The organism is Mesorhizobium sp. P5_C1, assembly GCF_054049815.1.
Genome location: NZ_JBFULQ010000023.1, coordinates 1 through 25595 on the forward strand (window position 1 = coordinate 1; position 25595 = coordinate 25595).

23 protein-coding genes are annotated in these 25595 nt (G+C 63.1%); 18 read left to right on the forward strand and 5 right to left on the reverse strand.

Annotation, left to right across the window (positions count from 1 at the left end):
* The 3 genes from ACXJ7R_RS03675 to ACXJ7R_RS03685 all read left to right on the forward strand — a co-directional run.
* Window positions 1-868 (forward strand): outer membrane protein transport protein (locus ACXJ7R_RS03675; RefSeq protein ID WP_457150634.1); only part of this gene is annotated, 868 nt, incomplete at its 5' end.
* 290 nt (window positions 869-1158) lie between these two features.
* The gene (gene ilvD / locus ACXJ7R_RS03680; RefSeq protein ID WP_457150635.1) at window positions 1159-2883 is read left to right on the forward strand and encodes a dihydroxy-acid dehydratase; all 1725 of its coding nucleotides are present in this window, start codon (window positions 1159-1161) and stop codon (window positions 2881-2883) included.
* Window positions 2870-3709 carry a tetratricopeptide repeat protein gene (locus ACXJ7R_RS03685; protein ID WP_095087686.1) on the forward strand — a complete coding sequence of 280 codons (840 nt, stop codon included), beginning with the start codon at window positions 2870-2872 and terminating at the stop codon, window positions 3707-3709. Before ilvD ends, ACXJ7R_RS03685 begins: the two co-directional genes overlap by 14 nt.
* Window positions 3710-3752: 43 nt before the next feature.
* On the opposite strand, the gene ACXJ7R_RS03690 is transcribed toward ACXJ7R_RS03685, so the two are convergent.
* From ACXJ7R_RS03690 to erpA, 4 genes are all read right to left on the reverse strand, one after another.
* Window positions 3753-4070: a hypothetical protein gene (locus ACXJ7R_RS03690; protein ID WP_457150636.1), complete on the reverse strand. Its 318-nt coding sequence runs from the start codon at window positions 4068-4070 to the stop codon at window positions 3753-3755.
* An 88-nt stretch (window positions 4071-4158) separates the two neighbouring features.
* On the reverse strand, window positions 4159-4953 hold the full coding sequence (xth, locus tag ACXJ7R_RS03695; protein WP_457150637.1) for an exodeoxyribonuclease III: 795 nt from the start codon (window positions 4951-4953) through the stop codon (window positions 4159-4161).
* A 17-nt stretch (window positions 4954-4970) separates the two neighbouring features.
* On the reverse strand, window positions 4971-5366 hold the full coding sequence (locus ACXJ7R_RS03700) for a VOC family protein (RefSeq protein ID WP_457150638.1): 396 nt from the start codon (window positions 5364-5366) through the stop codon (window positions 4971-4973).
* A 2-nt stretch (window positions 5367-5368) separates the two neighbouring features.
* Window positions 5369-5716, reverse strand: coding sequence for an iron-sulfur cluster insertion protein ErpA (erpA, locus tag ACXJ7R_RS03705; protein WP_457150639.1), 348 nt, complete (start codon window positions 5714-5716; stop codon window positions 5369-5371).
* 86 nt (window positions 5717-5802) lie between these two features.
* Between erpA and ACXJ7R_RS03710 the strand changes: the two genes are divergently transcribed.
* The 13 genes from ACXJ7R_RS03710 to ACXJ7R_RS03770 all read left to right on the forward strand — a co-directional run bounded on the left by ACXJ7R_RS03710 (window position 5803) and on the right by ACXJ7R_RS03770 (window position 22000).
* Window positions 5803-7017 (forward strand): deoxyguanosinetriphosphate triphosphohydrolase, encoded by a 1215-nt coding sequence (locus ACXJ7R_RS03710; protein WP_457150640.1) that lies wholly within the window; start codon window positions 5803-5805, stop codon window positions 7015-7017.
* Window positions 7018-7080: 63 nt separating this feature from the next.
* Window positions 7081-8838, forward strand: coding sequence for an arginine--tRNA ligase (gene argS, locus ACXJ7R_RS03715; protein WP_457150641.1), 1758 nt, complete (start codon window positions 7081-7083; stop codon window positions 8836-8838).
* A gap of 103 nt (window positions 8839-8941) precedes the next feature.
* On the forward strand, window positions 8942-12322 hold the full coding sequence (locus ACXJ7R_RS03720) for an SPOR domain-containing protein (protein ID WP_457150642.1): 3381 nt from the start codon (window positions 8942-8944) through the stop codon (window positions 12320-12322).
* 133 nt (window positions 12323-12455) lie between these two features.
* Window positions 12456-13475 (forward strand): beta-N-acetylhexosaminidase, encoded by a 1020-nt coding sequence (nagZ, locus tag ACXJ7R_RS03725; protein ID WP_184873745.1) that lies wholly within the window; start codon window positions 12456-12458, stop codon window positions 13473-13475.
* 60 nt (window positions 13476-13535) lie between these two features.
* The gene (locus ACXJ7R_RS03730; RefSeq protein WP_095088090.1) at window positions 13536-14336 is read left to right on the forward strand and encodes a segregation and condensation protein A; all 801 of its coding nucleotides are present in this window, start codon (window positions 13536-13538) and stop codon (window positions 14334-14336) included.
* Window positions 14333-15097: an SMC-Scp complex subunit ScpB gene (gene scpB / locus ACXJ7R_RS03735; protein WP_457150643.1), complete on the forward strand. Its 765-nt coding sequence runs from the start codon at window positions 14333-14335 to the stop codon at window positions 15095-15097. The genes ACXJ7R_RS03730 and scpB overlap by 4 nt, the downstream gene beginning before the upstream one ends.
* A 169-nt stretch (window positions 15098-15266) precedes the next feature.
* Window positions 15267-15488: a twin-arginine translocase TatA/TatE family subunit gene (locus ACXJ7R_RS03740; protein WP_095087696.1), complete on the forward strand. Its 222-nt coding sequence runs from the start codon at window positions 15267-15269 to the stop codon at window positions 15486-15488.
* Window positions 15489-15518: 30 nt separating this feature from the next.
* Complete coding sequence (tatB, locus tag ACXJ7R_RS03745) at window positions 15519-16337, forward strand: Sec-independent protein translocase protein TatB (protein ID WP_457150644.1); 819 nt, start codon at window positions 15519-15521, stop codon at window positions 16335-16337.
* Complete coding sequence (gene tatC, locus ACXJ7R_RS03750) at window positions 16334-17197, forward strand: twin-arginine translocase subunit TatC (RefSeq protein ID WP_095087699.1); 864 nt, start codon at window positions 16334-16336, stop codon at window positions 17195-17197. Before tatB ends, tatC begins: the two co-directional genes overlap by 4 nt.
* 337 nt (window positions 17198-17534) lie before the next feature.
* Window positions 17535-18839 (forward strand): serine--tRNA ligase, encoded by a 1305-nt coding sequence (gene serS, locus ACXJ7R_RS03755; RefSeq protein ID WP_457150645.1) that lies wholly within the window; start codon window positions 17535-17537, stop codon window positions 18837-18839.
* Window positions 18839-19597, forward strand: coding sequence for a 5'/3'-nucleotidase SurE (gene surE / locus ACXJ7R_RS03760; RefSeq protein ID WP_457150646.1), 759 nt, complete (start codon window positions 18839-18841; stop codon window positions 19595-19597). Before serS ends, surE begins: the two co-directional genes overlap by 1 nt.
* The gene (locus tag ACXJ7R_RS03765) at window positions 19594-20253 is read left to right on the forward strand and encodes a protein-L-isoaspartate(D-aspartate) O-methyltransferase (protein ID WP_457150647.1); all 660 of its coding nucleotides are present in this window, start codon (window positions 19594-19596) and stop codon (window positions 20251-20253) included. Before surE ends, ACXJ7R_RS03765 begins: the two co-directional genes overlap by 4 nt.
* Before the next feature lie 229 nt (window positions 20254-20482).
* Window positions 20483-22000, forward strand: coding sequence for a peptidoglycan DD-metalloendopeptidase family protein (locus ACXJ7R_RS03770; protein WP_457150648.1), 1518 nt, complete (start codon window positions 20483-20485; stop codon window positions 21998-22000).
* Between the two features lie 118 nt (window positions 22001-22118).
* Here the strand turns inward: ACXJ7R_RS03770 and ACXJ7R_RS03775 are convergent, their stop codons facing one another.
* A complete protein-coding gene (locus ACXJ7R_RS03775; RefSeq protein WP_457150649.1) occupies window positions 22119-22994 on the reverse strand; it encodes an ATP-binding protein in 876 nt (291 codons plus the stop codon).
* A 283-nt stretch (window positions 22995-23277) separates the two neighbouring features.
* Here ACXJ7R_RS03775 and yajC point away from each other — a divergent pair, with 283 nt between their 5' ends.
* Both yajC and secD read left to right on the forward strand, forming a co-directional pair.
* The gene (gene yajC / locus ACXJ7R_RS03780; RefSeq protein ID WP_008876289.1) at window positions 23278-23616 is read left to right on the forward strand and encodes a preprotein translocase subunit YajC; all 339 of its coding nucleotides are present in this window, start codon (window positions 23278-23280) and stop codon (window positions 23614-23616) included.
* A 51-nt stretch (window positions 23617-23667) separates the two neighbouring features.
* On the forward strand, window positions 23668-25595 hold a 1928-nt coding region (secD, locus tag ACXJ7R_RS03785), incomplete at its 3' end, for a protein translocase subunit SecD (RefSeq protein WP_457150650.1).

Here is a 25595-nt window from a genome sequence, read left to right on the forward strand (position 1 = left end):
GAGCAAAGCCTTTAGCGCGACCTGTTCTTACAAAATGGACCTCAGCAAAGGTCAGTTTCGCTTCATCGGCGGCGTGTTCCATGAGGATGTTTCGGGTTTCAAGGAACAGTTGGTTGCGCCCATTCCCGCCTTTCTCGGCACAGGCATTGGCCGCCTTGATCTCCAAGGAGATGGATGGGGATGGCGTGCTGGTGTCGCCTATGAGATCCCAGACATCGCCTTGCGCGCCAGCCTGGTCTACAACTCGTCGGTCAAGCTCGACAATTTGAGTGGAACGCTTGATTTGACCCAGGTGCCTGGGCTCATCAATCCCGCAAATCCGCTTCTCGGCAACGTTACTGACGTCTATGGTTCCTCGCAGGTTCCGGACTCTGTTGAACTCAAGCTTCAGTCAGGCATCGCTCCCGGCTGGTTGGCTTTTGGATCCATCAAATGGGTGAATTGGAGCGATCTGCAGAGCATTCCGTTCTGCCCGACCTCGACCCAGGGGCTCATTGCCTGCACGACGACCAGCCCTGTGCGCGCCACCTCGCTTGATTTGCTCTATCGCGACGGTTGGACGGTTTCCGGCGGCATCGGCCATAAATTCAACGATCAGTGGAGCGGGGCGGCGGTTCTCACCTGGGATCGTGGTACGACGACCGGCCTGAGCGCGCAGACCGACACCTGGACGGTGAGCGGCGGCGTGGCCTACACGCCGACCCAGAACATCGAAGTTCGTCTCGGTGGCGCGCTGGGCGTGCTTACCAGCGGATCGATCCATTCGGTCGTCGGCAGTGACGGCGTTACCTACGGTACCGAATACACCGCAGACTTTGGCAATGATCTTGTTTCGGCGATCTCCACTTCCTTGAAGGTCAAGTGGTAACCATCTGAAGTGAAACGAAAAAAGGCCGGGCATTGCCCGGCTTTTTTTGTTTGGGCCGGCGCCGTTTGGGCCTTGGCATCCACGCTGCGTTGCAGATAAGCCGCAGCGCTTTCGCCTCGTGCGATTGTGACGTTTTGGCAACACTTTCTGAACAACCCCTGCGCTAAAAGTCAGGCTAGGGAAATTGCCCATTTCCCGCCATAAACCCGGCGCACCTCGATCTTGTCTCGGGACACGCGCCAAAAGGCTCGGCGATGGGGCAGGCCGCACCGCCCGCGGCAAGGAAGAGTATGGACGCCAAAGTTATTTCCAAGGCCAAGCTCCCGAGCCGCCATGTGACCGTCGGTCCGGCGCGTGCACCGCACCGTTCCTATCTCTATGCGATGGGGTTGTCGGCGGCCGAGATTGCGCAGCCGCTCGTCGGCGTCGCGTCCTGCTGGAACGAGGCAGCGCCCTGCAACATTTCGCTGATGCGCCAGGCGCAAGTGGTCAAGAAGGGCGTCGCTGCCGCCAACGGCACGCCGCGGGAATTCTGCACCATCACCGTCACCGACGGCATCGCCATGGGCCACCAGGGCATGAAGTCGTCGCTGGTGTCGCGCGAGGTCATCGCCGAYTCRGTCGAACTCACCATGCGCGGCCACTGCTACGATGCGCTGGTTGGGCTGGCCGGCTGCGACAAGTCGCTGCCCGGCATGATGATGGCCATGGTGCGTCTCAACGTGCCGTCGATCTTCATCTATGGCGGCTCGATCCTGCCCGGCAGCTATCGCGGCCGCCAGATCACCGTGCAGGACGTGTTCGAGGCGGTTGGCCAGCACTCGGTCGGCACGATCAGTGACACCGAGCTGCTCGAAATCGAGCAGGCGGCCTGCCCGTCGGCCGGCTCGTGCGGCGCCCAGTTCACCGCCAACACCATGGCCACCGTTGCCGAGGCGATCGGCCTGGCGCTGCCCTATTCCTGCGGCGCGCCGGCGCCCTACGAGATGCGCGACCGTTTCAATTTCGCCTCGGGCGAAAAGATCATGGAACTGATCGCCAAAAACATCCGGCCGCGCGACATCGTCACGTTGAAGGCGCTGGAAAATGCGGCGACTGTGGTTTCGGCCACCGGCGGCTCGACCAACGCCGCACTTCACCTGCCGGCGATCGCCCACGAGGCCGGCATCAAGTTCGATCTGTTCGACGTGGCGAAAATCTTCGAGAAGACGCCCTACATCGCAGACCTCAAGCCGGGCGGCAAATATGTCGCCAAGGACATGTTCGAGGCCGGCGGCATTCCGCTCCTGATGAAGACGCTGCTCGACCACGGCTATTTGCATGGCGACTGCATGACGGTGACTGGCCGTACTTTGGCCGAAAATATGGAGCACGTTGCCTGGAATGAACATCAGGATGTGGTCCGCCCGGCCAACACACCTATTACCCAAACCGGCGGTGTCGTGGGGTTGAAGGGAAACCTCGCCCCCGAAGGCGCGATCGTGAAGGTCGCCGGCATGTCGGAGTTGAAGTTCTCCGGCCCGGCGCGCTGTTTCGATTCGGAAGAAGAATGTTTCGAAGCGGTGACGAAGCGAGATTACAGGGAAGGCGAGGTGATCGTCATCCGTTACGAGGGGCCGCGCGGCGGCCCAGGCATGCGCGAGATGCTGTCGACGACGGCAGCCCTCTACGGCCAGGGCATGGGCGGCAAGGTGGCGCTGATCACCGACGGGCGCTTTTCGGGCGCGACGCGCGGTTTCTGCATCGGCCATGTCGGGCCCGAGGCAGCGGTGGGCGGCCCGATCGGGCTGCTCAGGGATGGCGACGTGATCTCGATCGACGCGGTGAACGGCACGATCGACGTGGCGTTGTCCGATAGCGAACTGGCGGCGAGGGCAAAGACCTGGAAGGCGCGCACGACCGACTATCAGTCGGGCGCGATATGGAAATATGCACAGACGGTTGGGTCGGCGCGCGATGGCGCGGTCACCCATCCGGGCGGTGCGAAAGAAACACATTGTTATGCGGACATCTGAGTTGTTGAGGTCGTCTGTCTTTTCGGCACTGGTCGTGTTCGCCACGTTTGGCGCGACCTTTGGCGCCGTGGGCCAGGCCATGGCCTTTGACGACAAGGTGTTCGACGACAAGACCGGAGTGAAGCCGCAATCCAGCCCATGGGCGGTGTTCCAATTCGGCTTTTCCGCCTACAAGAACGGCCACAAGGAACAGGCCGCCGAGGCCTATAAATACGCCGCCGAGAACGGCCAGATCGGCGCCACCTGGAAGCTTGCCCGCATGTATGCCGAGGGCGACGGCGTGGCGCGCGATGACTATGAGGCGTTCAAGTTCTTCTCGGAGATCGTCGACCAGGATGTCGAGCCCGGCTCGCCCGAGGAAAGCTATGTCTCGGACGCGCTGGTGGCGCTTGGCGATTATCTGCGCAAGGGCATTCCCGGCAGCCCGGTCACCGAGAACGAGGTGGCGGCCCAGGAATATTACATGCGCGCCGCCGCCAACTACCGCAATCCGAACGCACAGTTCGAGATGGGTCAGATGTTCCTGAAGGGCGAGGGCGGGGTGAAGGCCAGCGTCAAGCAGGCCGGGCGCTGGTTCCAGCTTGCCGCCGAGAAGGGCCATGCCGGCGCCCAGGCGACGCTCGGCCATTTGTTGTTCCAGAGCGGCAAGATCGTTCGCGGCCTGGCGATGATGACGGCTGCGCTTGAACGCGCTTCGCCGGCCGACCAGCCGTGGATCCGCGGCATGCAGGAAGAGGCATTTGCCACCGCCGGCGAAGCCGACCGCCGCACCGCGATCTCGCTGGCCGATGACATCCTCACCAAGGGCGGCAGCGCGGACCAGTAGTCTCGCGGCCTGCGCTGGCCTTACCAGAGGTGCTCGATTTTGATCAATTCTCGGTCGGTTCCGTCGGCACCATGCTGGGGGCCGGCGTTGAGATCGGCGTCACATGGAGATGCGGCGCCATCGTGTTTTCAGGACAGCTGTCCCCGACCTTGGTCCACGACGTGTTGTTGAGCACCATGTCGCAGCGGGCAAGATGGCTCTGGTCGGCGACCGTCAGGCAGGCGACCTGACCAACCGAATACGATTTTCCATTGGCAAGACATTCGGGGGCGGCGAAAGCCGGCACGACCGCGGCCATGGCAAATGCCAAGCCGATCGGACAAAGAACAATTCGAATGCTCATGGGAACCCCGGCCGCCATGATGATCCCCCATCATGCGCCGGAATGTGGCCATATGAGGTCAAATGCCTGCGTGTCCGGCGTCAGGGCCTGCTGGACAGGGTCTCCGTCAGGCCGGCTGCAGCGCGAGGTCGATCGCCACCGGCACGTGGTCGGACGGCTTTTCCCAGGCGCGCACATGCTTTTCGATCGAGGCCGCGGAAAAGCGGTTGGCGGCTTCCGGCGACAGCAGCAGATGGTCGATGCGGATGCCGTTGTTCTTCTGCCAGGCGCCGGCCTGATAGTCCCAGAACGTGTAGGTGTCGGGCCTGTCGGTGACCGCGCGGACCGCCTCGGTGAAACCAAGATTGAGCAACCGTCGGAAAGCCTGCCGCGTCTGCGGCTGGAACAGCGCATCGCCCAGCCAGTTCTCCGGAAACCTGGCGTCGATCGGCTCGGGAATGACGTTATAGTCGCCGGCCAGAACCAGGGCCTCTTCCAGCCTCAGCCGCTCCTGTGCCCAGCGCTCCAGGCGCTCCATCCAGGATAGTTTGTAGGGGAACTTCTTATCGTCATCGATCGGATTGCCGTTCGGCAGATAGAGCGAGGCGATGCGCAACGCGCCCTTGTCGGTCGAGAAAACGCCTTCGATGAAACGCGCCTGCTCGTCGGCATCGTCGCCGGGCAGACCACGATTGACCTCGTCGAAGCGCAGTTTCGACAGGATGGCGACACCGTTGAAGCCCTTCTGGCCGTGGGTCTCGACATTGTAGCCAAGCGCCTCGATCTCGGCGCGCGGGAACTGGTCGTCGAGCGTCTTGATCTCCTGCAGGCAGACGATGTCGGGCGCGCTCTCGGTCAGCCAGTGGGTCAGGTTGCCGATGCGGGCGCGCACGCCGTTGATGTTCCAGGTGACGATTTTCATGACGGTCTCGATGCTGTTCAGTGGGGTTCTTGCGGCGGATGGCGTTCGACCAGGCCGATCGTATTGCCTGCCGGGTCCTTTAGAAAGGCCATCCATTCGCTTTCCCCTGCCGGACCGAACTGGCCTTCGGTGTCGTTATGGACGAGCGTCGGCGGCGCGGTGAAGGGGACGCCCGCGGCTTTTGCCTCGGCATGGAAATGGTCGAGGCCCGACATGTCGAGATAGACGGTTCCCGCCGGTACGCCGTCGGTGAACAGCAAGCGCACATCGCCGGCCATGATGAAGGCAATGCCCGGCGGATCGAAGCGGGCATGCACGGCCATACCGAGCACTTCGCGCCAGAACGCCAGCGTTACGTCGAGGTCACGTCCGGCCGACAGCGCGATCTGGCGGACCGCACCGATCGCGGACATTTCTATATGGAAAAGCTCGTGCCGCAGCCGCAGGAGGCGACGGCGTTCGGGTTCCGGATCTGGAACGACTGGCCCATCAGGTCGTCGACGAAGTCGATCACCGAGCCGCCCATATAGACCAGCGACAGATCATCGATCAGCACCGTGGCGCCATCCCTTTCGATGGCGACGTCGTCGTCGTTGCGCGTGTCGACCAGGTCGAACTTGTAGGAAAAGCCGGAACAACCACCGCCTTCGACCGAAACGCGCAGCGCCGTCTTGCCAGCTTCGCCAGAGACAATCTTGGCAATCCGCCTGGCGGCGGCCTCGGTCATGTCGACTTTCATGGCAGTCTTGGCATCCGCGCCCATGGGCGTCACCTTGCTTTCGGTTTCACATGATAGGTATGAAGCGCGAGCGGCCAAGTCAACTAGACCAATCAATTGCGGCATCGATCATGACCAACGAGTTGGGCGACATCGGATTCGGCTATCGGCCACGCGCCGCCTATGCCTGCGATCCGGCAAAGTCGCGCGGGCGGCTTTTCGATGAGGTCGAAAGCCCGACCCGCACGCCGTTCCAGCGCGATCGCGACCGCATCATTCATTCGACGGCGTTCCGGCGGCTGAAACACAAGACACAGGTCTTCATCGCGCATGAAGGCGACCACTATCGCACACGTCTGACCCATTCGATCGAAGTGGCGCAGATCGCGCGGGCGCTGGCGCGGGCGCTGCGCGGCGACGAGGATCTCGCCGAAGCCGTCGCGCTGGTGCATGATTTCGGCCACACGCCCTTCGGCCACACCGGCGAGGACGCGCTGAACGAGAAGATGGTTGCCTGGGGCGGGTTCGACCACAACGCGCAATCGCTGCGCATCGTGACGAGGCTGGAGGCGCGCTACGCCGAATTCGACGGGCTCAACTTGACCTGGGAAACGCTGGAAGGCCTGGTCAAGCACAATGGACCGCTGACCGATGGCAATGGCCAGGGCCTGAAAGGGCCGGTGCCGCAGGCGATCCGCGATTATTCGGAGCTGCACGATCTCGAGCTGGACCGGTTTGCCGGCATCGAGGCGCAATGCGCGGCGATCGCCGACGATATCGCCTACAACACGCATGACATCGACGATGGTTTGCGAGCAGGGGTGCTGACGCTGGACATGCTGGAGACGGTCTCGCTGCCAGGAACGATCCTCAAGGGCGTGCGCGCCCGCTATCCGGCGCTCGATGACGTGCGCACCGGCCACGAACTGATGCGGCGCCAGATCACCGCCATGGTCGAAGATGTCATTGTTTCGACCACTGCCAATCTGGACCGGATCAAGCCGCAGAGCGCGGACGCGGTGAGGGCAGCCGGGGAGACGATGGTGACCTTTTCGACCGAAATGGCTGCGTTCGAGAAAGAACTGAAGGCCTTCCTCTACAAGCACCTCTACCGGCACGCGGAGGTGATGCGGGTGCGCGCCGACGCCGAGCAGATCGTCAGGGACCTGTTCGACGTCTATTTCGCCGACCCGCGCGCCATGCCTGACGGCTGGCGAGAGGGGCTCGATCGGGCCGACGATCGCATCAAGGCGCGCAGCGTGGCCGACTTCCTGGCCGGCATGACCGACACCTACGCGCTCAAGGAACATCGGCGTTTGTTTGACCGAACCCCGGATTTGAGCTAGGGCGGGCTCGATTTTGCCGGCCAACGAGCCGGATTCGCCACAAAGCCGCCAGAGCCAGTCCAAATGAACATCTTCGCCGATTTCACCGCGCGAATCATAAAAGCCGTCGAAGCGCTTGATCTTAAAGACAATGATGGCGTTTCGCCGGACCTGTCGCGCATTGCCGTCGAGCCGCCGCGCGACGCCAGCCATGGCGACCTGGCGACCAATGCGGCGATGGTGCTGGCCAAGCCGACCGGCCAGAATCCGCGCGCGCTGGCCGAAAGACTGGCGCAGGCGCTGCGTGGGGACAAGGACGTTGCCGCCGCCGAGGTCGCGGGGCCCGGCTTCGTCAATCTCAGGCTTCGGGACGGTTTCTGGCAGGCGCATCTGACGACGCTGCTTGGCGAAGGCCGCAACTATGGCCGCTCGACGGTTGGTGGTGGCAGGAAAACCAATGTCGAATATGTCTCGGCCAATCCGACGGGCCCGATGCATGTCGGCCATTGCCGGGGCGCGGTGGTTGGCGATGCGCTCGCCAACCTGATGGCCTTCGCCGGCTACGACGTGACCAAGGAATACGTCATCAACGATGCCGGCTCGCAGATCGACGTGCTCGGCCGTTCGGCTATGCTGCGCTATCGCGAGGCGCTCGGCGACGATGTCGGCGAGATTCCGGCAGGACTTTATCCCGGCGATTACCTGGTTCCTGTCGGCGAGGCGCTGGCCAGGGAGTTTGGCCGCTCGTTGCTGGAGATGCCGGATGACGAGGCGCTGGCCATCGTCAAGGACCGCACCATCGATGCGATGATGGCGATGATCCGCGAGGATCTGGCTATGCTCAACGTGCATCACGACGTGTTCTTCTCCGAACGTACACTGCACGCCGACAACGCCAAGAAGATCCGCTCGGCGATCAGCGACCTGACGTTGAAGGGGCACATCTACAAGGGCAAGCTGCCGCCGCCCAAGGGCGAGAAGCCCGACGATTGGGAGGATCGCGAGCAGACGCTGTTCCGTTCGACCGCCGTCGGCGACGACATGGATCGGGCGCTGGTCAAGTCCGATGGCTCGTTCACCTATTTCGCCGCCGACGTCGCCTATCTCAAGGACAAGATCGACCGCGGCTTCGTCGACCTGATTTATGTGCTCGGCGCCGACCATGGTGGTTATGTCAAGCGGCTGGAGGCCTTGGCGCGCGCGATTGCCGGCGACAGGGTGAAGCTTACCGTGCTGCTTTGCCAATTGGTGAAGCTGTTTCGCGAGGGCGAGCCTGTGCGCATGTCGAAGCGGTCGGGTGATTTCGTGACGCTGCGCGAAGTGGTGGAGGAGGTCGGCCGCGACGCGATCCGCTTCATGATGCTCTACCGCAAGAACGATGCGCCGCTCGATTTCGACTTCGCCAAGGTGACCGAGCAGTCCAAGGACAATCCGGTGTTCTATGTGCAGTACGCCTCGGCGCGCTGCCATTCGGTGTTCCGGCAGGCGAGCGAGCAACTGGGCGAGGCCAATTTCGATCGCAACAGCCTGGCGTCCGCCGTAACTATGCTGACCGACGAGGGCGAGATCGGCCTGATCCGCAAGCTTGCAGAATATCCGCGTTTGATCGAGTCGGCGGCACTTGCGCTGGAGCCCCACAGGCTGGCATTTTACCTTTATGATCTGGCTTCTAGTTTCCACGGACACTGGAACCGTGGCACAGAAAATCCAGACTTACGTTTTGTTAAGGTTAACGACCGACAATTGACGCATGCCAGACTAGGGCTGGTGCAGGCTGTCTCGGACGTTCTGACGTCCGGCCTGACGTTGATCGGAGCCGCCGCGCCCACCGAAATGCGTTAGGTTTGACTAAAAAACCTGTCACCTTTTGCCCACATTGCGCTGGTAAGGGCCAACCCTACGCGACGTCCATGGCGTCCGAATGAGTGCGAGTTCGGGAACAATAATGGCAGACAGAACCCAGCTGAGAGTAGCCGACAACAACGACATCGTTGAAGATGATCCGTTCGCGGAACTGACCAGGATCATGGGATTCGACCCGCGCCAGCCGGTCAAGCCGCAAGCGCCCGTCCAGCCGAAAGCGCCCGTCGCCGGTCAGCCGGCGCAAGAGGACGATTTCGAAATCGATCTCGAGAAGGAACTGATGGGCGAGTTCGGCGCTGACGACAGCGACGCCGCTCCAGTCGCCGAGGCGCATGAGTCGACAGCCGAGGCCAGCGCGATGGCCGACGATCTTGCGATGTCGCTCGACGACGATTTCCATCTGGACATGGCGGATCTCGACGACCACGCACCGGTCGCCAGCCATGCGGATGTCGCCAGCCATGCGGATTTTCACGCTGCCGAAACCGCGCCTGCCATAGAGCCGGCTTTCGATTCTGATCTCGACAATGCCGTCGCCAGTTCCCTCGAAGACGTTTCGCCCTTCGAGGACGACCAGCCGATCGAGGACGAGCTTGCCGCGTCGCTCGATCATGACTTCCGGATTGACGACGAAGCCGACGAAGTCCGGTACGCCGCGGCCATTGCCGACGCGCCTGCTGCAGTCGAGCCTGCTGCTGTTGGGCCGGCCTCCGATCCTGAATTCGACGATGCGATCTCGCTCGAAGACGAGCTGGTGCTCGACAACCGTTGGGCAGTGGAGCAGTCCGATGCGGCTGCTGAACCGGCGGCTTCGGAACCTGTCGAGTACGCCATGCCGGCGCAAGCGCCTGCGCGTGACGCCCAGGCAATATCGAGCGAGGATTTTGCCGGTCATTTCGACGACGCCATGGCTGATGTCGATATGGATTTCGACAGTCGTGATGAGCCGGTCGCCTTCCAGGAGCCGGAAGCGCATGATGTGCTTGCCGATACCGCGGACGCGAAGGGCGAGATTTCCGACCCAGAAGGCTCGCTGGACGATGGGTTCGACCTGAACCTGGACGACTCGTTTGCCGAAACGGACGAAGAGCCGGTCGCCGTGGTTGCCGCCGCTGCGGTCCAGCCGCTGGCGCCAGCCGCCGTTGCGGCCGAGCCGTTGGATTCGCCGATCGCGGACGAACGAAGCCTGGAAGACGAGTTGAATGCACTGCTGGGTGCAATGACCGCGCGCCCGGTGCCGGCGGCCAGGGAGCCCGTCGCGGCTCGGCCGGTCGTCGTCGCCGCTCAACCGCCCGTCGCCGCAGTTGCAGAGACCACTGAGGAGCCGGCCGATCTCGCCGACCTCGAATGGGATATCGACGGACACGCGCCTGAGGAGCAGCACCGCCTTGAAGCTGTCCAGGCCGCAGATTCGGATCTCGACGTTCTACAGCTCGATGACCTGCAGGAGCAGGATCAGCGCTCGCATGTCACCGCGCACGGCGATGTCGATTTCGACGATGATGCGTTCGACGCGGCTTTGGCGAACAGCCTGGATTCGCGCGACGCAGCCGCTTCTCGGCACGATCAGGACGATCCTCATGATTGGCTGGCGGAACGCTCCGAGCCGACGGAGCCGACCCGTTCGTGGAGCCGCGTGACGCCGGTTCCGCAGCAGCCGGCATTTAGCGCTCAGCCGACCGCTTCGATAACACCCTGGGCCGCGGCACCGGCAGTCGCCGCAGTGCCATCCTACCGTTCGAGCGAGCCGGTCGAGACCGTCGCCCCTGCAGCCCCTGTATCCGTGCCGCAACCGCGACAGTCCTCGCACTACGAAGACATGCCCGATGTCGAGACGATCGACGTGCCCGAGCGTGTCGTGGCGTTGGCGGACGATCTCGACATCCCGGAACTGCACTTCGAGGAAGACAAGCCGGCGACGCCTGCCTATGACGATCTCGACGCGGAATTCTCCAGCCTTCTCACCGAGATGAATTCGGTGGAGGTCGCTCCTGCTCCCGCAAGCAGTGCCGCTTATAGCGATGAACCCCACAATGCCGGCTATGAGGAACCCAAGTCGGCCTATGACGGCGCCAAGCCGGGCTATGACGGGGCCAAGCCGGCCTACCAGCCGGAAGCGCGGACGTATGCCGCGAGGCCGGCCGAAATGCCTGCCCGTGCGACAGCGTCGGCAGGCTATGCGGATGCCGCTGGCTTCGACCTCAACAATCTGCCCGGCAGCCAGCCGGTTTCACAGGCGGACGATTTCACCGTCGACGAACTCGACTACGATCCCGAACTGGATGAGGCTATGGCTGTTCCGGGTCTCGGCGAGCGGGAGGCCGCGAGGCCCTCGCGCCGACGTGGCCTGTTCGTTGCAGCTGTTGTCGGCGCGGTGGCGGTTGCTGGCGGCCTCGGCGCCTTTGCGCTGTCTTTCGGCGGCAAGGGCGGCAGCGATGCACCGGTGATCGTCAAGGCCGACAACGCGCCGATCAAGGTCAAGCCGGAAAATCCGGGCGGCACAGTGGTGCCGAACCAGGACAACAAGGTTTACGACGCGGTGGTCAAGGGGACCAAGCCCGCCGAGCCTGTCCAGGATAAACTGGTCACCAACGTCGAAGAGCCGGTGGATGTGCAGGCCAAGGATCCCGCCCGCGCGATCGATCTTTCCGCCGACCAGAACGCCGCGGCAACTGGAGCGGATGACGGCAACGCCGCGCCGGTCGCCAATGCCGCGCCGGCCGCCAGCGCGGCGCCGGCCGATAACGCGGCGCCGGCACCGAAATCCGAAGATCGCATCGCGCAGGTGCTGCAGGAGGCCGACAAGGGCACCAACGCCGATGTCGTCGCGGTTGCGCCGCGCAAGGTGAGGACCATGGTGGTCAAGTCAGACGGTTCGCTGGTGCCGCGTGATGATCCGGCGCCCGCGGCACCGCAAGTGGCAGCCGCTGAGCCGGCCGACCCGGCGCCGCAGCAAGTTACCCCGTCGTCCCAGGCCGATGCGGACCAAACTGGCACCGTGACGCCCGCCACCGCCCAGGCAGACGACGAGCCGGCCCTCAAGCCGGCAGCGAAACCGGCGGCGGCGCCCAAGGCCGAGGCCAAGGCCCAATCGGCAAACACACCTGCCAAGGTTCCGGTCGCGCCGCAGCGCCCGTCCGACCAGCCGGTTGATGTCGTCGGCGAGGTCAAGCCCGACCAGGTTGCATCCATCGATCCGGGATCAACCGCGACCGGCGGTGGTTCGTGGTCGATGCAGATCGCTTCGCAGCCGACGGTCGAAAGCGCCCAGTCCAGCTACCAGGATCTGCAGCGCCGCTACGGCAGCGTGCTTTCCGGCCGCACCGCCAACATCGTCAAGGCGGAGATTGCCGGCAAGGGCACGTTCTACCGTGTGCGCGTTCCGGCGAAGTCGCGCAACGACGCGATCAACCTGTGCACCAGCTACAAGGCTGCCGGCGGCAATTGCTTCGTCTCGCGCTAGCAACTGAAGTCAACCAATCAAAGCCGGCGCGGTCTCAGACCGCGCCGGCTTTTTCATGTGGATGAGATCTGTCTTCAAGCGCATGCGGCGGGGGACGATTCCCTTTGATCGCGCGAAGCCCTAAACTCCCGTCATGACCGAATCAAAATCCATGATCCTCGGCTGTGCCGGGAAATCGCTTACTCGCGAAGAAATCAATTTCTATCGCAACGAATGCCCGTGGGCCTTCATCCTGTTTGCGCGCAACATCGGCGAGACCGAGCAGATCCGCGATCTGGTCGCCGAGATGCGCGACTGTATCGGGCGTCCGGACGCGCTGGTGTTCATCGACCAGGAAGGCGGCCGGGTGCAACGCCTGCGGCCGCCACTGGCGCCGAATTATCCTGCCGGTGGCGCACTCGGCGCGCTGTGGCGCGACGATCACGATGCCGGCGCCCGCGCGGCCTGGCTGATGGCGCGGCTGCATGCGTTCGACCTGCTGCGCTACGGCATCACGGCGGATTGCCTGCCGGTGCTCGACGTGCCGATCGAAGGCGCCAGCGACGTCATCGGCGCGCGTGCCTATGGCAAGGAGCCGCGACCGGTGATCGAACTCGGCCGTGCTGCCGCAGAAGGGCTGATGTCGGGCGGCGTGCTGCCTGTGATGAAGCATATTCCCGGCCATGGGCGCGCCCTTGCCGACACGCATTTCGAATTGCCGACGGTGAATGCGTCGCTCAGCGATCTGCAACGGCATGATTTCGCCCCGTTCCGGGAGCTCAACCATCTGCCCATGGCGATGACGGCGCATGTCGTCTACAGCGCCATCGACCCGAAGAACCCGGCGACGACATCCGGTAAGGTCATCGACGAGATCATCCGTCGTGAAATCGGCTTCGACGGACTGCTGATGAGCGACGACACCTCGATGAAGGCACTTTCTGGGGATTTCCCGACAAAGGCGGCCTCGATCCTTGCGGCGGGCTGCGATCTGGTCCTTCACTGCAACGGTGTTTTCGAGGAAATGGCCGGCATCGCGTCGCGCACCACGGGGCTTGAGGGCAAGTCACTGGAGCGCGCAAAACGGGCGCTGACCTATATTAGGAAACACGACGCGGCTGAAGAAACCGAGATACGCGCAGAATTCGCCACCTATTTCGATGCGGTGGCCTGACAAAGGAAGCGAGAGAAAGTGGCGGAAACATTGGAAAGCAAGGCCGCGAAGGCCGCACCGATGGACCGTCTGTGGGCCGAGAACGACGATTCCCGCGTCACCGGCGATCCGTCGCTGGTCGTCGACGTGGCCGGCTTCGAAGGTCCTCTCGATCTGCTGCTGCATCTTGCCCGCACCCAGAAGGTCGATCTGGCGCGGATCTCGATCCTGGCGCTGGTCGAGCAATATCTGACCTTTGTCGAGACCGCGAGGGCGCTCAGGCTCGAGCTTGCCGCCGACTATCTGGTGATGGCGGCGTGGCTGGCCTTCCTCAAGTCGAAGCTGCTCATCCCCAAGCAGCCTGGCGACGAGGGCGAAAGCGGCGAGGAACTGGCGGCGGTGCTGCAGTTCCGGCTGAAGCGGCTGGAGGCGATGCGCGACGCCTCGGCGCGTCTGGTCAACCGCAACCGACTCGGCCGCGACGTGTTCGCGCGCGGCATGCCGGAAATGGTCATCGTCGAAAAGCGCAACGCCTATTCGGCCTCGCTCTACGATCTCCTGACCGCCTACGCCCAGCAGCGGCAGAAGCAGGCGATTAACAATGTGACGATCGCCAGGCGCGGTGTCTGGTCGCTCAAGGACGCGCGCGACATCCTGACCCGGCTGGTCGGCGCGGTGCGCGACTGGACGGCGCTGGAGAGTTTTCTGATCGAATACATGACCAGCCCCGAGGAGCGGCGCACGGCGATCGCCAGCTCGTTCGCGGCCACGCTGGAACTGGTGCGCGAGGGCAAGATGGACATGCGGCAGGACGACGTGTTCGCGCCGATCTACCTGCGCGGCCGCGCACAGGCAATCAAGGCAGTCGAGGTGGCATCATGAGCGAGCGCGCCAACGCTTCGGTTATCCCGTTCAAGGTCGATGACGAAACGGAAGGGGAGTTGTTTCCCCAGGAACCAGCCGAGCAGGTCCAGAACCCGGCCGAGCGCCTCTATATGGCGGAAGCCGTGCGCATGGCCGAGGCGATCGTGTTCGCCAGCACTGAACCTGTCAGCGAAAAGCAGCTGGCGGCGCGCCTTCCAGATGGCATCAACATCGCCCTGGCGATGGCCGACCTGCAGCGAATCTATGCGCGGCGCGGCGTCAATCTGGTGCGCGTCGGCGACGCCTGGGCGTTCCGCACCGCCGGTGACCTGGCCTTCCTGATGAGCCGCGACACGGTGCAGCAGCGCAAGCTGTCGCGCGCCGCGCTCGAAGTGCTGGCGATCATCGCCTACCACCAGCCGGTGACGCGCGCCGAGATCGAGGACATCAGGGGTGTCGAAACCTCGAAAGGTACGCTCGACACGCTGCTGGAAACGGAATGGGTGCGCATGCGCGGCCGACGCAAAACGCCGGGACGCCCTGTCACCTATGGCACGACCGAGACCTTCCTCGACCATTTCGCGCTGGAGGAAATCCGCGACCTTCCCGGCATGGAGGAACTGAAAGGGGCAGGGCTGCTTTCGGGCCGCATGCCGTCGAATTTCTCCATTCCACAGCCGCCGGCCGATCCCGATGCGCTGGCCGACGACGAGGATGCGCTGACCGACATCGACCTCGAGGAACTCGGCCTGCTGACGCCGCGCGTCACGGAAGATTGACTGGCAATCGCGGCCAATCTGTCGAGGATGCGCGGATTCGTAGCGGGCCATCACGCCGAAAATGCGTGACATCCGCCACCCTTTCATAAACTCTGTCGCAGTTGTGTTTGAATCCCAACGCGAAAACGCATAGATCATCGCCAGGGAAAACATTCGAGAGAGATTTGCTATGGGTTCATTTTCGATTTGGCACTGGATGATCGTGCTCGTGATCGTGCTGCTGGTGTTCGGCCGCGGCAAGATCCCTGAGCTGATGGGTGACATGGCCAAGGGCATCAAGAGCTTCAAGAAGGGCATGGCGGACGACGACGTTGCCGAAGACAAGCGCACCGTCGAACACCGCGCCGACGAGACCGTTTCGGCCGCGAAGGAAAAAGCCAGCAAGAGCTGAGCCAAAAGGTTCTAGTCGGAACAGAGTGCCATGTTTGAAGTCGGCTGGACCGAAATGCTGGTCATCGCGATCGTCATGATCGTGGTCGTCGGGCCCAAGGATTTGCCCAATATGCTGCGCACCTTCGGCCGCACGACGGCCAAGCTGCGTGCCATGGCGGCCGACTTCCAGAAGCAGTTCAACGAGGCGCTGAAGGAAGCCGAGCTCGACGACGTCAAGAAGTCGGTCGACGAGCTCAGGGGCCTCAGCCCGATGTCCGAGATCAGGAAGCAGCTCAATCCGTTCGAGCAGGCGGCGGCCGATGTGCGCTCCGGCGTCGACGCGGTGATGAAACCCAAGCCGGCAGACGATCCGACAGCGCCAGCCGCTTCGACGCCGCAGGCGGCCGAGCCGTTGAAGAACGGCGCGACGACCATGCCTGGCGTCAGCGGGCCGGAAGCCGCACCAGCAGCGCCGATTTTCCCGGCAATGACCGATGAATCGGTGGTGACGGTGTCAGTGCCAGCCGAACCGGTTGTCGCGGCGAAGGCGTCGGCGGTGAAGAAAGTGGCCAAGGCTGTTCCGGCAAAAGCGCCGGCTAAAGCGCCTGCCAAGGCGTCGGCAAATGGCACGATGGCTTCCGCGCCGGCAAAGGCGGCGACCGCCAAGGCCGCACCTGTGTCCAAGGCGGCGGTAAAGCCTGAAAAGGCTGCGAAGCCCACTGCGGCCAAGACGGTCGCGACCAAGCCGATCGTTACCAAGCAAATCGCTACCAAGACAATCGTTACCAAGACTGGGACGAAAGCTGAACCGAAGCCTGCCGCGGCGAAGAAGCCGGCGGCCAAGAAGACGGCTGGAGCCGCCAAGTGAGCGTTTCRGACAAGGAAAGAGACGAGATCGAGAAATCGTCGGCGCCGCTGATGGAGCATCTGATCGAGCTGCGCCGGCGGCTGATCTGGTCGCTCGGCGGCTTCTTCGTCGCCTTCCTGGTCTGCTTCTTCTTCGCCAAGAGGCTTTTCAACCTTCTGGTCGTCCCGTTCAAATGGGCGACGAAGTGGGCCGGGCTCGATCCGCACAAGGTCGAGCTGATCTACACCGCGCCGCAGGAATTCTTCTTCACCCAGGTCAAGCTCGCCATGTTCGGCGGCATGGTCATCGCCTTTCCGCTGATCGCCACGCAGATCTACAAGTTCATCGCGCCCGGCCTCTACAAGAACGAACGCAACGCCTTCCTGCCGTTCCTGATCGCATCGCCGGTCCTGTTCCTGATGGGCGCATCGCTGGTTTATTTCTTCTTCACGCCGATGGTGATGTGGTTCTTCCTCGCCATGCAGCAGGCCGGCACCGACGATCAGGTGCAGATCTCACTGCTGCCGAAAGTGTCGGAATATCTCAGCCTGATCATGACGCTGATCTTCTCCTTCGGCCTGGTGTTCCAGCTGCCGGTGGTGACCAGCTTGATGACGCGCGTCGGCATGCTGTCGTCGAAGGCGCTGGCCGAAAAGCGCAAATGGGCGATCGTCATTGCCTTCGTCGTCGCGGCCGTGCTGACGCCGCCCGACCCGATGAGCCAGATCGGCTTGGCCATTCCGACGATCCTGCTCTACGAGGTCTCCATCTGGGCTGCGCGGCTGATCGAACGCGATCAGGAAAAGCAGCGTGTGGCCCGCGAGAAGCAGGACGCGGCCGAAGAGGTGGCCGAAAAGCCGGCGGACGCGTCTTCCACATAGGCCATAGGGCTGCCCCCGCCGGGGGGGCGGCGGGCTTGGCATCGATTGCCTTGTGACGGCAATTATGCTATAGATTGGGGTATGGTGCTGATTTGCGCCAACGACCCGCCGCAAGGCGGGTTTTTTATTTCCGGCTCTCGCGCCATCCCCGGTAAAGCGCGCTAAAGCGAGCTCGAAGCCCTGGCTTGATCACGCCTGATCTTGCATCGATCAACGATGCGGTTTACGCCCTCTGGCTGAAACGCATCGCCATCGTGGCGATGCGTTTCAGTTTTGTTTGAAGCATGTCAACCGCTGCGCACTTTTGGGCGACATGCTACCCAGGAGCGTTCAAACCATGCTTGACATCAAATGGATTCGCGACAACCCGAAGGCCCTTGTCGAGGCGCTGGTGAAGCGCTCGTGGTCGGCCGGCGAGGCGCAGTCCACGGTCGACGGGCTGATCGCCTCGGACGAGGCGCGGCGCGAACACGTCACCGAGTTGCAGACCAAGCAGGAGCGCCGCAACGCCGCCTCGAAGGAGATCGGCAACGCCATGCGCTCGGGCGATGCGGCGCTTGCCGAAAGGCTGAAAGCCGAAGTCGGCGAGATCAAGACCTTTATCCAGAATGGCGAGGCGCGAGAACGCGAGCTCGACAAGACGCTGAACGATGCGCTGGCGGTGCTGCCCAACGTGCCGTTCGACGATGTGCCGGTCGGCAAGGACGAGCACGACAATGTCGTCAAGCATATCGTCGGCAAGCTGCCGACGCGTCCGAATTGGGTGAAGGAGCATTTCGAGATCGGCGAAGCGCTCGGCATGATGGATTTCGAGCGCGCGGCGAAGCTTTCAGGTTCGCGCTTCACAGTGCTGAAGAGCGGGCTGGCGCGAATGGAACGGGCGCTCGGCCAGTTCATGCTCGACCTGCACACCAACGAACATGGCTATGAGGAAGTCATCCCGCCATTGATGGTCAAGGACGACGTTCTTTTCGGCACCAACCAGTTGCCGAAATTCGAGGAGGATCTGTTCTTCACGGCGCACGGTGAGGGCAGGCTTGGCCTGATCCCCACAGCCGAAGTGCCTCTCACCAATCTCGTGCGCGAAGAAATCACAGCGCATGAAAAACTGCCGCTGCGCTATACCGCACTGACGCCGTGCTTCCGGTCGGAAGCAGGCTCGGCCGGGCGCGACACGCGCGGCATGCTGCGCCAGCACCAGTTTTACAAGGTAGAGCTGGTGTCGATCACGGACCAGGAATCGTCGCTCGCCGAGCACGAACGGATGACGCAATGCGCCGAGGAAGTGCTGAAGCGGCTCGGGCTGCCGTTCCGCACCATGACGCTGTGCACCGGCGACATGGGCTTTGGCGCGCGAAAGACCTACGACATCGAAGTCTGGCTGCCCGGCCAGAACGCCTATCGCGAGATCTCGTCCTGCTCGGTGTGCGGCGATTTCCAGGCGCGCCGCATGGACGCCCGCTACAAGGATAAGGACGGCAAGGGCAACCGCTTCGTCCATACGCTCAACGGTTCGGGCACCGCGGTCGGCCGCGCGCTCATAGCCGTCATCGAAAACTACCAGAATGAGGATGGCAGCGTAACCATTCCTGAAGCGCTGCGGCCTTACATGGGCGGCCGGGAAAAGATCGAATCGAAATAATGCGCATACTGCTGACCAATGACGACGGCATTCACGCCGAGGGCCTGGCCTCGCTCGAACGGGTTGCGCGCACGCTGTCCGACGATGTCTGGGTGGTGGCGCCGGAGCAGGACCAATCCGGCTATGCGCACTCGCTGTCGATCTCGGAGCCGCTGCGGCTGCGCAAGATCGGCGAGAAGCATTTTGCCGTGCGCGGCACGCCGACGGATTGCGTCATCATGGGCGTCAAGAAGATCCTGCCCGGCGCCCCCGACCTGATCCTGTCCGGCATCAATTCCGGCGCCAACATCGCCGACGACGTCACCTATTCGGGAACCGTCGCCGGCGCCATGGAGGGCGCGCTGCTCGGCATCCGCTCGATCGCGCTCAGCCAGGGCTACAGCTATGTCGGCGAGGATCGGGTCGTTCCCTACGAGACGACCGAAGCGCTGGCGCCGGCACTGCTGCAGAAACTGGTGGCGACGCCGCTGCCGGACGGCGTGCTGCTCAACGTCAATTTTCCGAACTGCCTTCCTGAAGAAGTCGCCGGTACGGTGGTGACCTCGCAAGGCRAGCTCGTGCACAGCCTGTGGGTCGACGAGCGCCGCGACGGGCGCGGCCTGCCTTACTACTGGCTGCGTTTCGGCCGCGAGCCGGTCGAAGGCAAGCGAGGCACCGATCTCCATGCCTTGCGCAACAGGCTGGTGTCGGTGACGCCATTGCAGCTCGACCTCACCGCGCATGAAATCCGAGACCAACTGAGCAAGGCGCTTGCATGACCCAGGGCCTCCCAACCGACGACCGCGAAGGTTTTGCTGCCTTTCTGCTGCGTTTGCGCGGCAGGGGGACGGTGCCGAAGGCGCTGATCGCTGCCTTCGAGGCGACGCCGCGGCGCGGTTTCCTTGGCGCACAGTACCATCCGATCGCCTGGTCGGACCGCATGCTGCCGATCGAATGCGGCGAGGCGATCGAAGGTGCCGACCTGCAGGCGGCGGTGATTTCAGCCCTTGCCATCGAGCAGGGCAACCGCGTTCTCGAGATCGGCACCGGCTCCGGCTACACGGCGGCGGTGATGTCGCGGCTGGCGGCGCGGGTCGTCACCACCGACCGCTACAAGACGCTTGTCGAGCAGGCCAGGCAGCGCTTCGAGGCGCTCGGCATCGGCAATGTCATCGTGCGCCAGGCGGACGGTTCCGGCGGCCTGCCGAACGAAGGGCCGTTCGATCGCATCGTCGCCTGGGCTGCCTTCGACAGCCTGCCGCGCTTCCTGCTCGACCAATTGTCGAGCGGCGGCATCGTCATCGCCCCGATCGGACCGGAAGAGGGCGAACAGGTGCTGGCCAAGCTGACCAAGGTCGGCAGCCGGTTCGAACGCGAAGACATCGGTCTCGTGCGCCTGCAGCCGATCCTGCGCAGCGTCGCCGCCGTCATCTAGAGTAATCTTTTATGCGGTGCCGGCCTGCGAATTGTGAGGCCGCAAACCGCTGCATCCGGTTACGGCGAGTCGACTTAGCCAGCCCGGCCTGAGCATAGCTTCGGCACTCTGCAAGCGATCTCAAATATTTTAAGAAAATTCGCATCGGATTCTATGGGGTTAACCGACGAGTAACATTAACGCGCTTTAATCATGCCTAGTTTGTACCGGGTATGTGCGGGTTAGTGCGATGCAACTCAGTGTTTTGAAGACAAACGGACGCAACCTGATGCGTGGTTGTGCCGTACTCATGGTCGCAGGCGCTGCGGCAGGGTGCAGCTCCCAGGCTTCGCGCTTCAACAGCGTCGATGACGTCTTTACCTCGTCGACCAACAATCAGCGCGCCATCATCAACAAGCAGGACGCCGTGCAGGCCTATCCGGGCGATGTCGAGGCCGCTCCGGTCGACGGCAGCCATACGCAGTCGGTCAGCCGCTCCAGTCTCGAACCGGTCTCGACGCGGCCGCTGCCTCCGCCCGTTGCGCAGGCACAGCCGGCTCCGGCACTCGCGCCTGCCGCAAAGCCGGTACGCACTGCATTGGCTCCGGCGCCGCATGTCGACCGGACCACGACCGGCACCGTCGCTCCGGCGGCATCGCCGTTCAAGGTTGCGCAGCCCGACGCGCCACGCGTGGCCGCGGCCGGAACGCCGCATGCAACCGAGATCGTCGTCAGGGATGGCGAAACGATTTCCGGCCTGGCGCAGCACTACAAGGTGCCGGCCGACGTGATCATGAAGGTCAACGGGTTGAGCCCGACCAAGGGGCTGAAGACCGGCCAGAAGCTGGTCATTCCCGCCTATGCCTACTCCAGCAAATCGGAAGCGAAAGTCGCCGACGCCAAGCCGGTGAAAAACGGCAAGCACGACCTGCCGGCCACTGCGCCGGACAAGGTCGCCGTCCTGCCGCAGCAGCCCAAGCTTAAGGAGGGCAAGTCCGCCGCTCAGGTCGATACTTCGACCGCCGCAAGCCAGCCCAAGGAGCCCAAGCCGCAGATGGCCGCGGCCAAGGCGACCGGCGCTGCCGGCACCTACACGGTCCAGTCGGGCGACACGCTTTCTTCGATTGCCAGGAAGACCGGTGTCGGCACCGTAGCGCTGAAGCAGGCCAACGGCATGAAGGACGGCTTGCTCAAGATCGGCCAGACCTTGAAGGTGCCGGCCGGCGGAACCGCGACCGTCGCCAGTGCCAAGCCGGCGAAGATCGATCCGGTGACAACGGCGACCACGCAGCCCGCGGCAAAGACGACGCCGTCGGAAACGCTGGCGTCCTACACGCCGCCGAAGAAAGATTCGAAGGTCATCCAGCAGGCCGAAGACGACGACGCGGTTGCACCGGATGCAACCGGCATCGGCAAGATGCGCTGGCCGGTGCGCGGCCGCGTGATCTCCGGTTTCGGCTCCGGCAAGGACGGTGTCGACATCGCCGTGCCGACGGGAACGCCGGTCAAGGCGGCCGAGAACGGCGTCGTCATCTATGCCGGCGATGGCCTCAAGGAATTCGGCAACACGGTGCTGGTGCGCCACGAGAACGGCCTGGTCACCGTCTACGGCCATGCCAGCTCGATCGAGGTGCAGCGCGGCCAGAAGGTCAAGCGCGGCCAGGAAATCGCGCTGTCGGGCATGAGCGGCACGACGGACTCGCCGAAGCTGCACTTCGAAGTGCGCAAGAACTCCGCCCCGGTCGACCCCTCTGGCTATCTCGAATAGTCGGGCTGTCTCGAATAGAACAAGAACGCGATTTTGCGGGCCGTCTGACCTCCAGTCCGGCCCGCCGGCTCAGCCCGCCCCGCAAGGAGCGGGCTTTTTCAGTGGCTTTTCTCCGACCCTAATCCTTGAGCGGCTTGCCGAGCCGTCCTGCCAGGTCCTGGGTGAACTGCCAGGCGACACGGCCGGAGCGGCTGCCACGCGTCGTCGCCCATTCCAGCGCTTCGGCGCGCAACTTCTCGGGATCGACAGAAAGATCGTGATGGCGGACATAGCCGTCGATCATGTCGAGATATTCGTCCTGCGAACATTTGTGGAAGCCGAGCCATAGGCCGAACCGGTCTGAGAGCGAGACCTTCTCCTCGACCGCTTCGGACGGGTTGATGGCGGTCGAGCGCTCATTGTCGATCATGTCGCGCGGCAAGAGATGACGGCGGTTCGAGGTGGCGTAGAAGATGACGTTGGCCGGGCGGCCCTCGACGCCGCCTTCAAGCGCTGCCTTCAGCGACTTGTAGGAGGTATCGTCGTGGTCGAAGGAGAGGTCGTCGCAAAACAGGATGAAGCGGAAGGGGGCTGACTTCAGCAGTCCCATCAGCTTCGGCAGCGTGTCGATGTCCTCGCGGTGGATTTCGATCAGCTTCAGCGGCAGGTCGGACTTGGCCCTGGCGTTGATCTCCGCATGCACGGCCTTGACCAGCGACGATTTGCCCATGCCGCGCGCGCCCCACAACAACACGTTGTTGGCTGCGTAGCCGGCAGCGAAGCGTTCGGTGTTGTCGACAAGAATATCGCGGACGCGGTCGACGCCACGGATCAGGCCGATGTCGACGCGGTTAACCCTGTGCACCGGCTCCAGATAGCCGGGATCGGCCTGCCAGACGAAGCAGTCGGCCTCGCCGATGTCCGTTTCAGGCACCGGCGGCGGGGCGAGGCGGCTAACCGCCTCGATCAGGCTGTCGAGCTTCTTGTTGAGGGCGTCAATGCTGCTGTCGGTCATGTCGGTCTTTTGTTTATCGCGTTTTGAAGTGGGGAGCGTGCCGATTCCGTCGGGTTCGAAACCGGTTGCAACCTTTTGTTCGAGCGTGATCTTTTCCGAAAACCGGCTCGTGCTGTTCGCGATCATGCTCTAACACGGCTCAACAGGCCGGAAAAGCAGCCGATTTGGCGGGCCACGCAGTTGCATTGGCAACTTTACCGACTATATTCCGGCCAAATTTCAAGGGGCCGCCAAACTCCACAAGGACGGGTGGCGGCTGTTTTCAAAATTCAGGAGTACCTCGATGTTCGTGACACCGGCATACGCCCAAGGCGTTGGGGCCTCTCCCGACATGTTCATCAGCATTTTGCCGTTTGTCCTGATTTTCGTGATCATGTATTTTCTGATCATCCGGCCGCAGCGCACGCAGCTGAAGAAGCGCGGTGAGATGCTGGCCGCGGTTCGTCGCGGCGACACGGTCGTCACTGGCGGCGGCTTCGTCGGCAAGGTGACCAAGGTGATCGACGACAACGAACTCGAAATCGACCTCGGCGGTGGCACCAAGGTGACCGCGCTGCGTTCGACGATCGCCGATGTGCGCGTCAAGGGCGAGCCTGTGGCGAACCAGAACGCCAAGAAATAACCGAATTTCAGGCGGAGCGATCCGCGGATACGCTCTGACGGACGACGCCATATGCTTTATTTTTCGCGCTTCAAGATGATCCTGATCTGGGTGGCCGTGGCCATCACAGTGATCCTCGCCGCGCCCAATCTGTTCTCCGCCAGCACTCTGGCGCAACTTCCCAGCTGGGTGCCGAAGCGCCAGATGACGCTCGGGCTCGATCTGCAGGGCGGCTCGCACATCCTGCTGGAGATGAATCAGAACGACCTGATCAAGGACCGGCTGGAAACGACGCGCGACGAAATTCGAACGCTGCTGCGTGACGCCAAGATCGGCTATACCGGGCTTGCCGGCACGGGTCGGACCTTGCAGGTCCGCATCACCGATCCCGCCCAGCTCGATGCCGCCAAGAAAGCGCTGAAGTCGCTAACCGATCCCGTCGCTGCCGGCCTGTTCACCGGCGGCTCCATCCAGGAAATGACGCTCGACGATTCCGAGCCCGGCCTGCTCAAGTTCAACGTCACCGATGCCGGCATCAAATACCGCACGTCGACCGCCTTGACGCAGTCGATCGAAGTGGTCGAGCGCCGCGTCAACGAACTTGGCACGACCGAGCCGATTGTGCAGCGGCAGGGCGACGACCGTATCCTTGTCCAGGTGCCGGGCCTTCAGGACCCGCAAAGGCTGAAGGAAATCCTCGGGCAGACCGCCAAGCTGACGTTCCAGATGGTCGACCAGTCGATGCCGGTGCAGGACGCGCTCAATGGCCGCCCGCCTGCCGGCTCTTCGGTGCTGTATTCGCAGGACGATCCGCCGGTTCCCTACCTGATCGAAAACCGCGTCATCGTTTCGGGCGAAAATCTCGTCGATGCCCAGGCGACATACAATTCGCAGAACAACGAGCCGGTGGTTTCGTTCCGCTTCGATTCGAAAGGTGCGGCGCGCTTCGGCCAGGCCACGGCGCAGAATGTCGGCAAGCTGTTTGCCATCATCCTCGACAATCAGGTGATTTCCGCGCCGCAGATCCGCGAGCCGATCCTCGGCGGCACCGGCCAGATTTCGGGTAATTTCACTGCCCAGAGCGCCAACGATCTTGCCGTGCTGCTGCGCGCCGGCGCGTTGCCGGCGACACTGACAGTGATCGAAGAGCGGACCGTTGGTCCAGGGCTCGGCCAGGATTCCATCCATGCCGGCAAGGTCGCCGGCATCATCGGCTCGATCCTCGTCGTGGCCTTCATGTTCGTTGCCTACGGCTTCCTCGGCTTCCTCGCCAACATCGCACTGGCGGTGCACGTGGCGATGATCGTCGGGCTGTTGTCGCTGCTTGGCGCAACGCTGACCTTGCCGGGTATCGCCGGTATCGTGCTGACCATCGGCATGGCGGTCGATTCCAACGTGCTGATCTACGAACGTATCCGCGAGGAGCGACGAAACGGGCGCTCCGTGATCCAGGCGATCGACACCGGTTTCTCGAAGGCTCTGGCGACCATCGTCGATTCCAACGTCACCTCGCTCATCGCCACGGTGGTGCTGTTCTATCTCGGCACCGGGCCGGTGAAGGGCTTTGCCATCACCTACGCCATCGGCATCCTGACCACCGTCTTCACCGCCTTCACCTTCACCCGTTTGCTGGTCTCGATCTGGTTGCGCCGGGCGCGCCCGAAGGAGTTGCCGAAGGCGCCGGTGACCTTCATCCCGCCAGGCACCAAGATCCCCTTCATGGGCATTCGCCGCTGGACGTTTGCGCTGTCGAGCATCCTGTCGGTGCTGTCTGTGGTGCTGTTCATGACCGTCGACATCAACTACGGCATCGACTTCAAGGGCGGATCGATGATCGAGGTGCAGGCCAAGACCGGCAACGCCGATCTTGCCGACATCAGAGGCAGATTGACGGAACTCAACATCGGTGAAGTGCAGGTGCAGCAGTTCGGGGCCCCGAACGACGTGCTGATACGCGTCGGGACGCAGGATGGCGGCGAGAATGCCGAGCAGACGGTCAT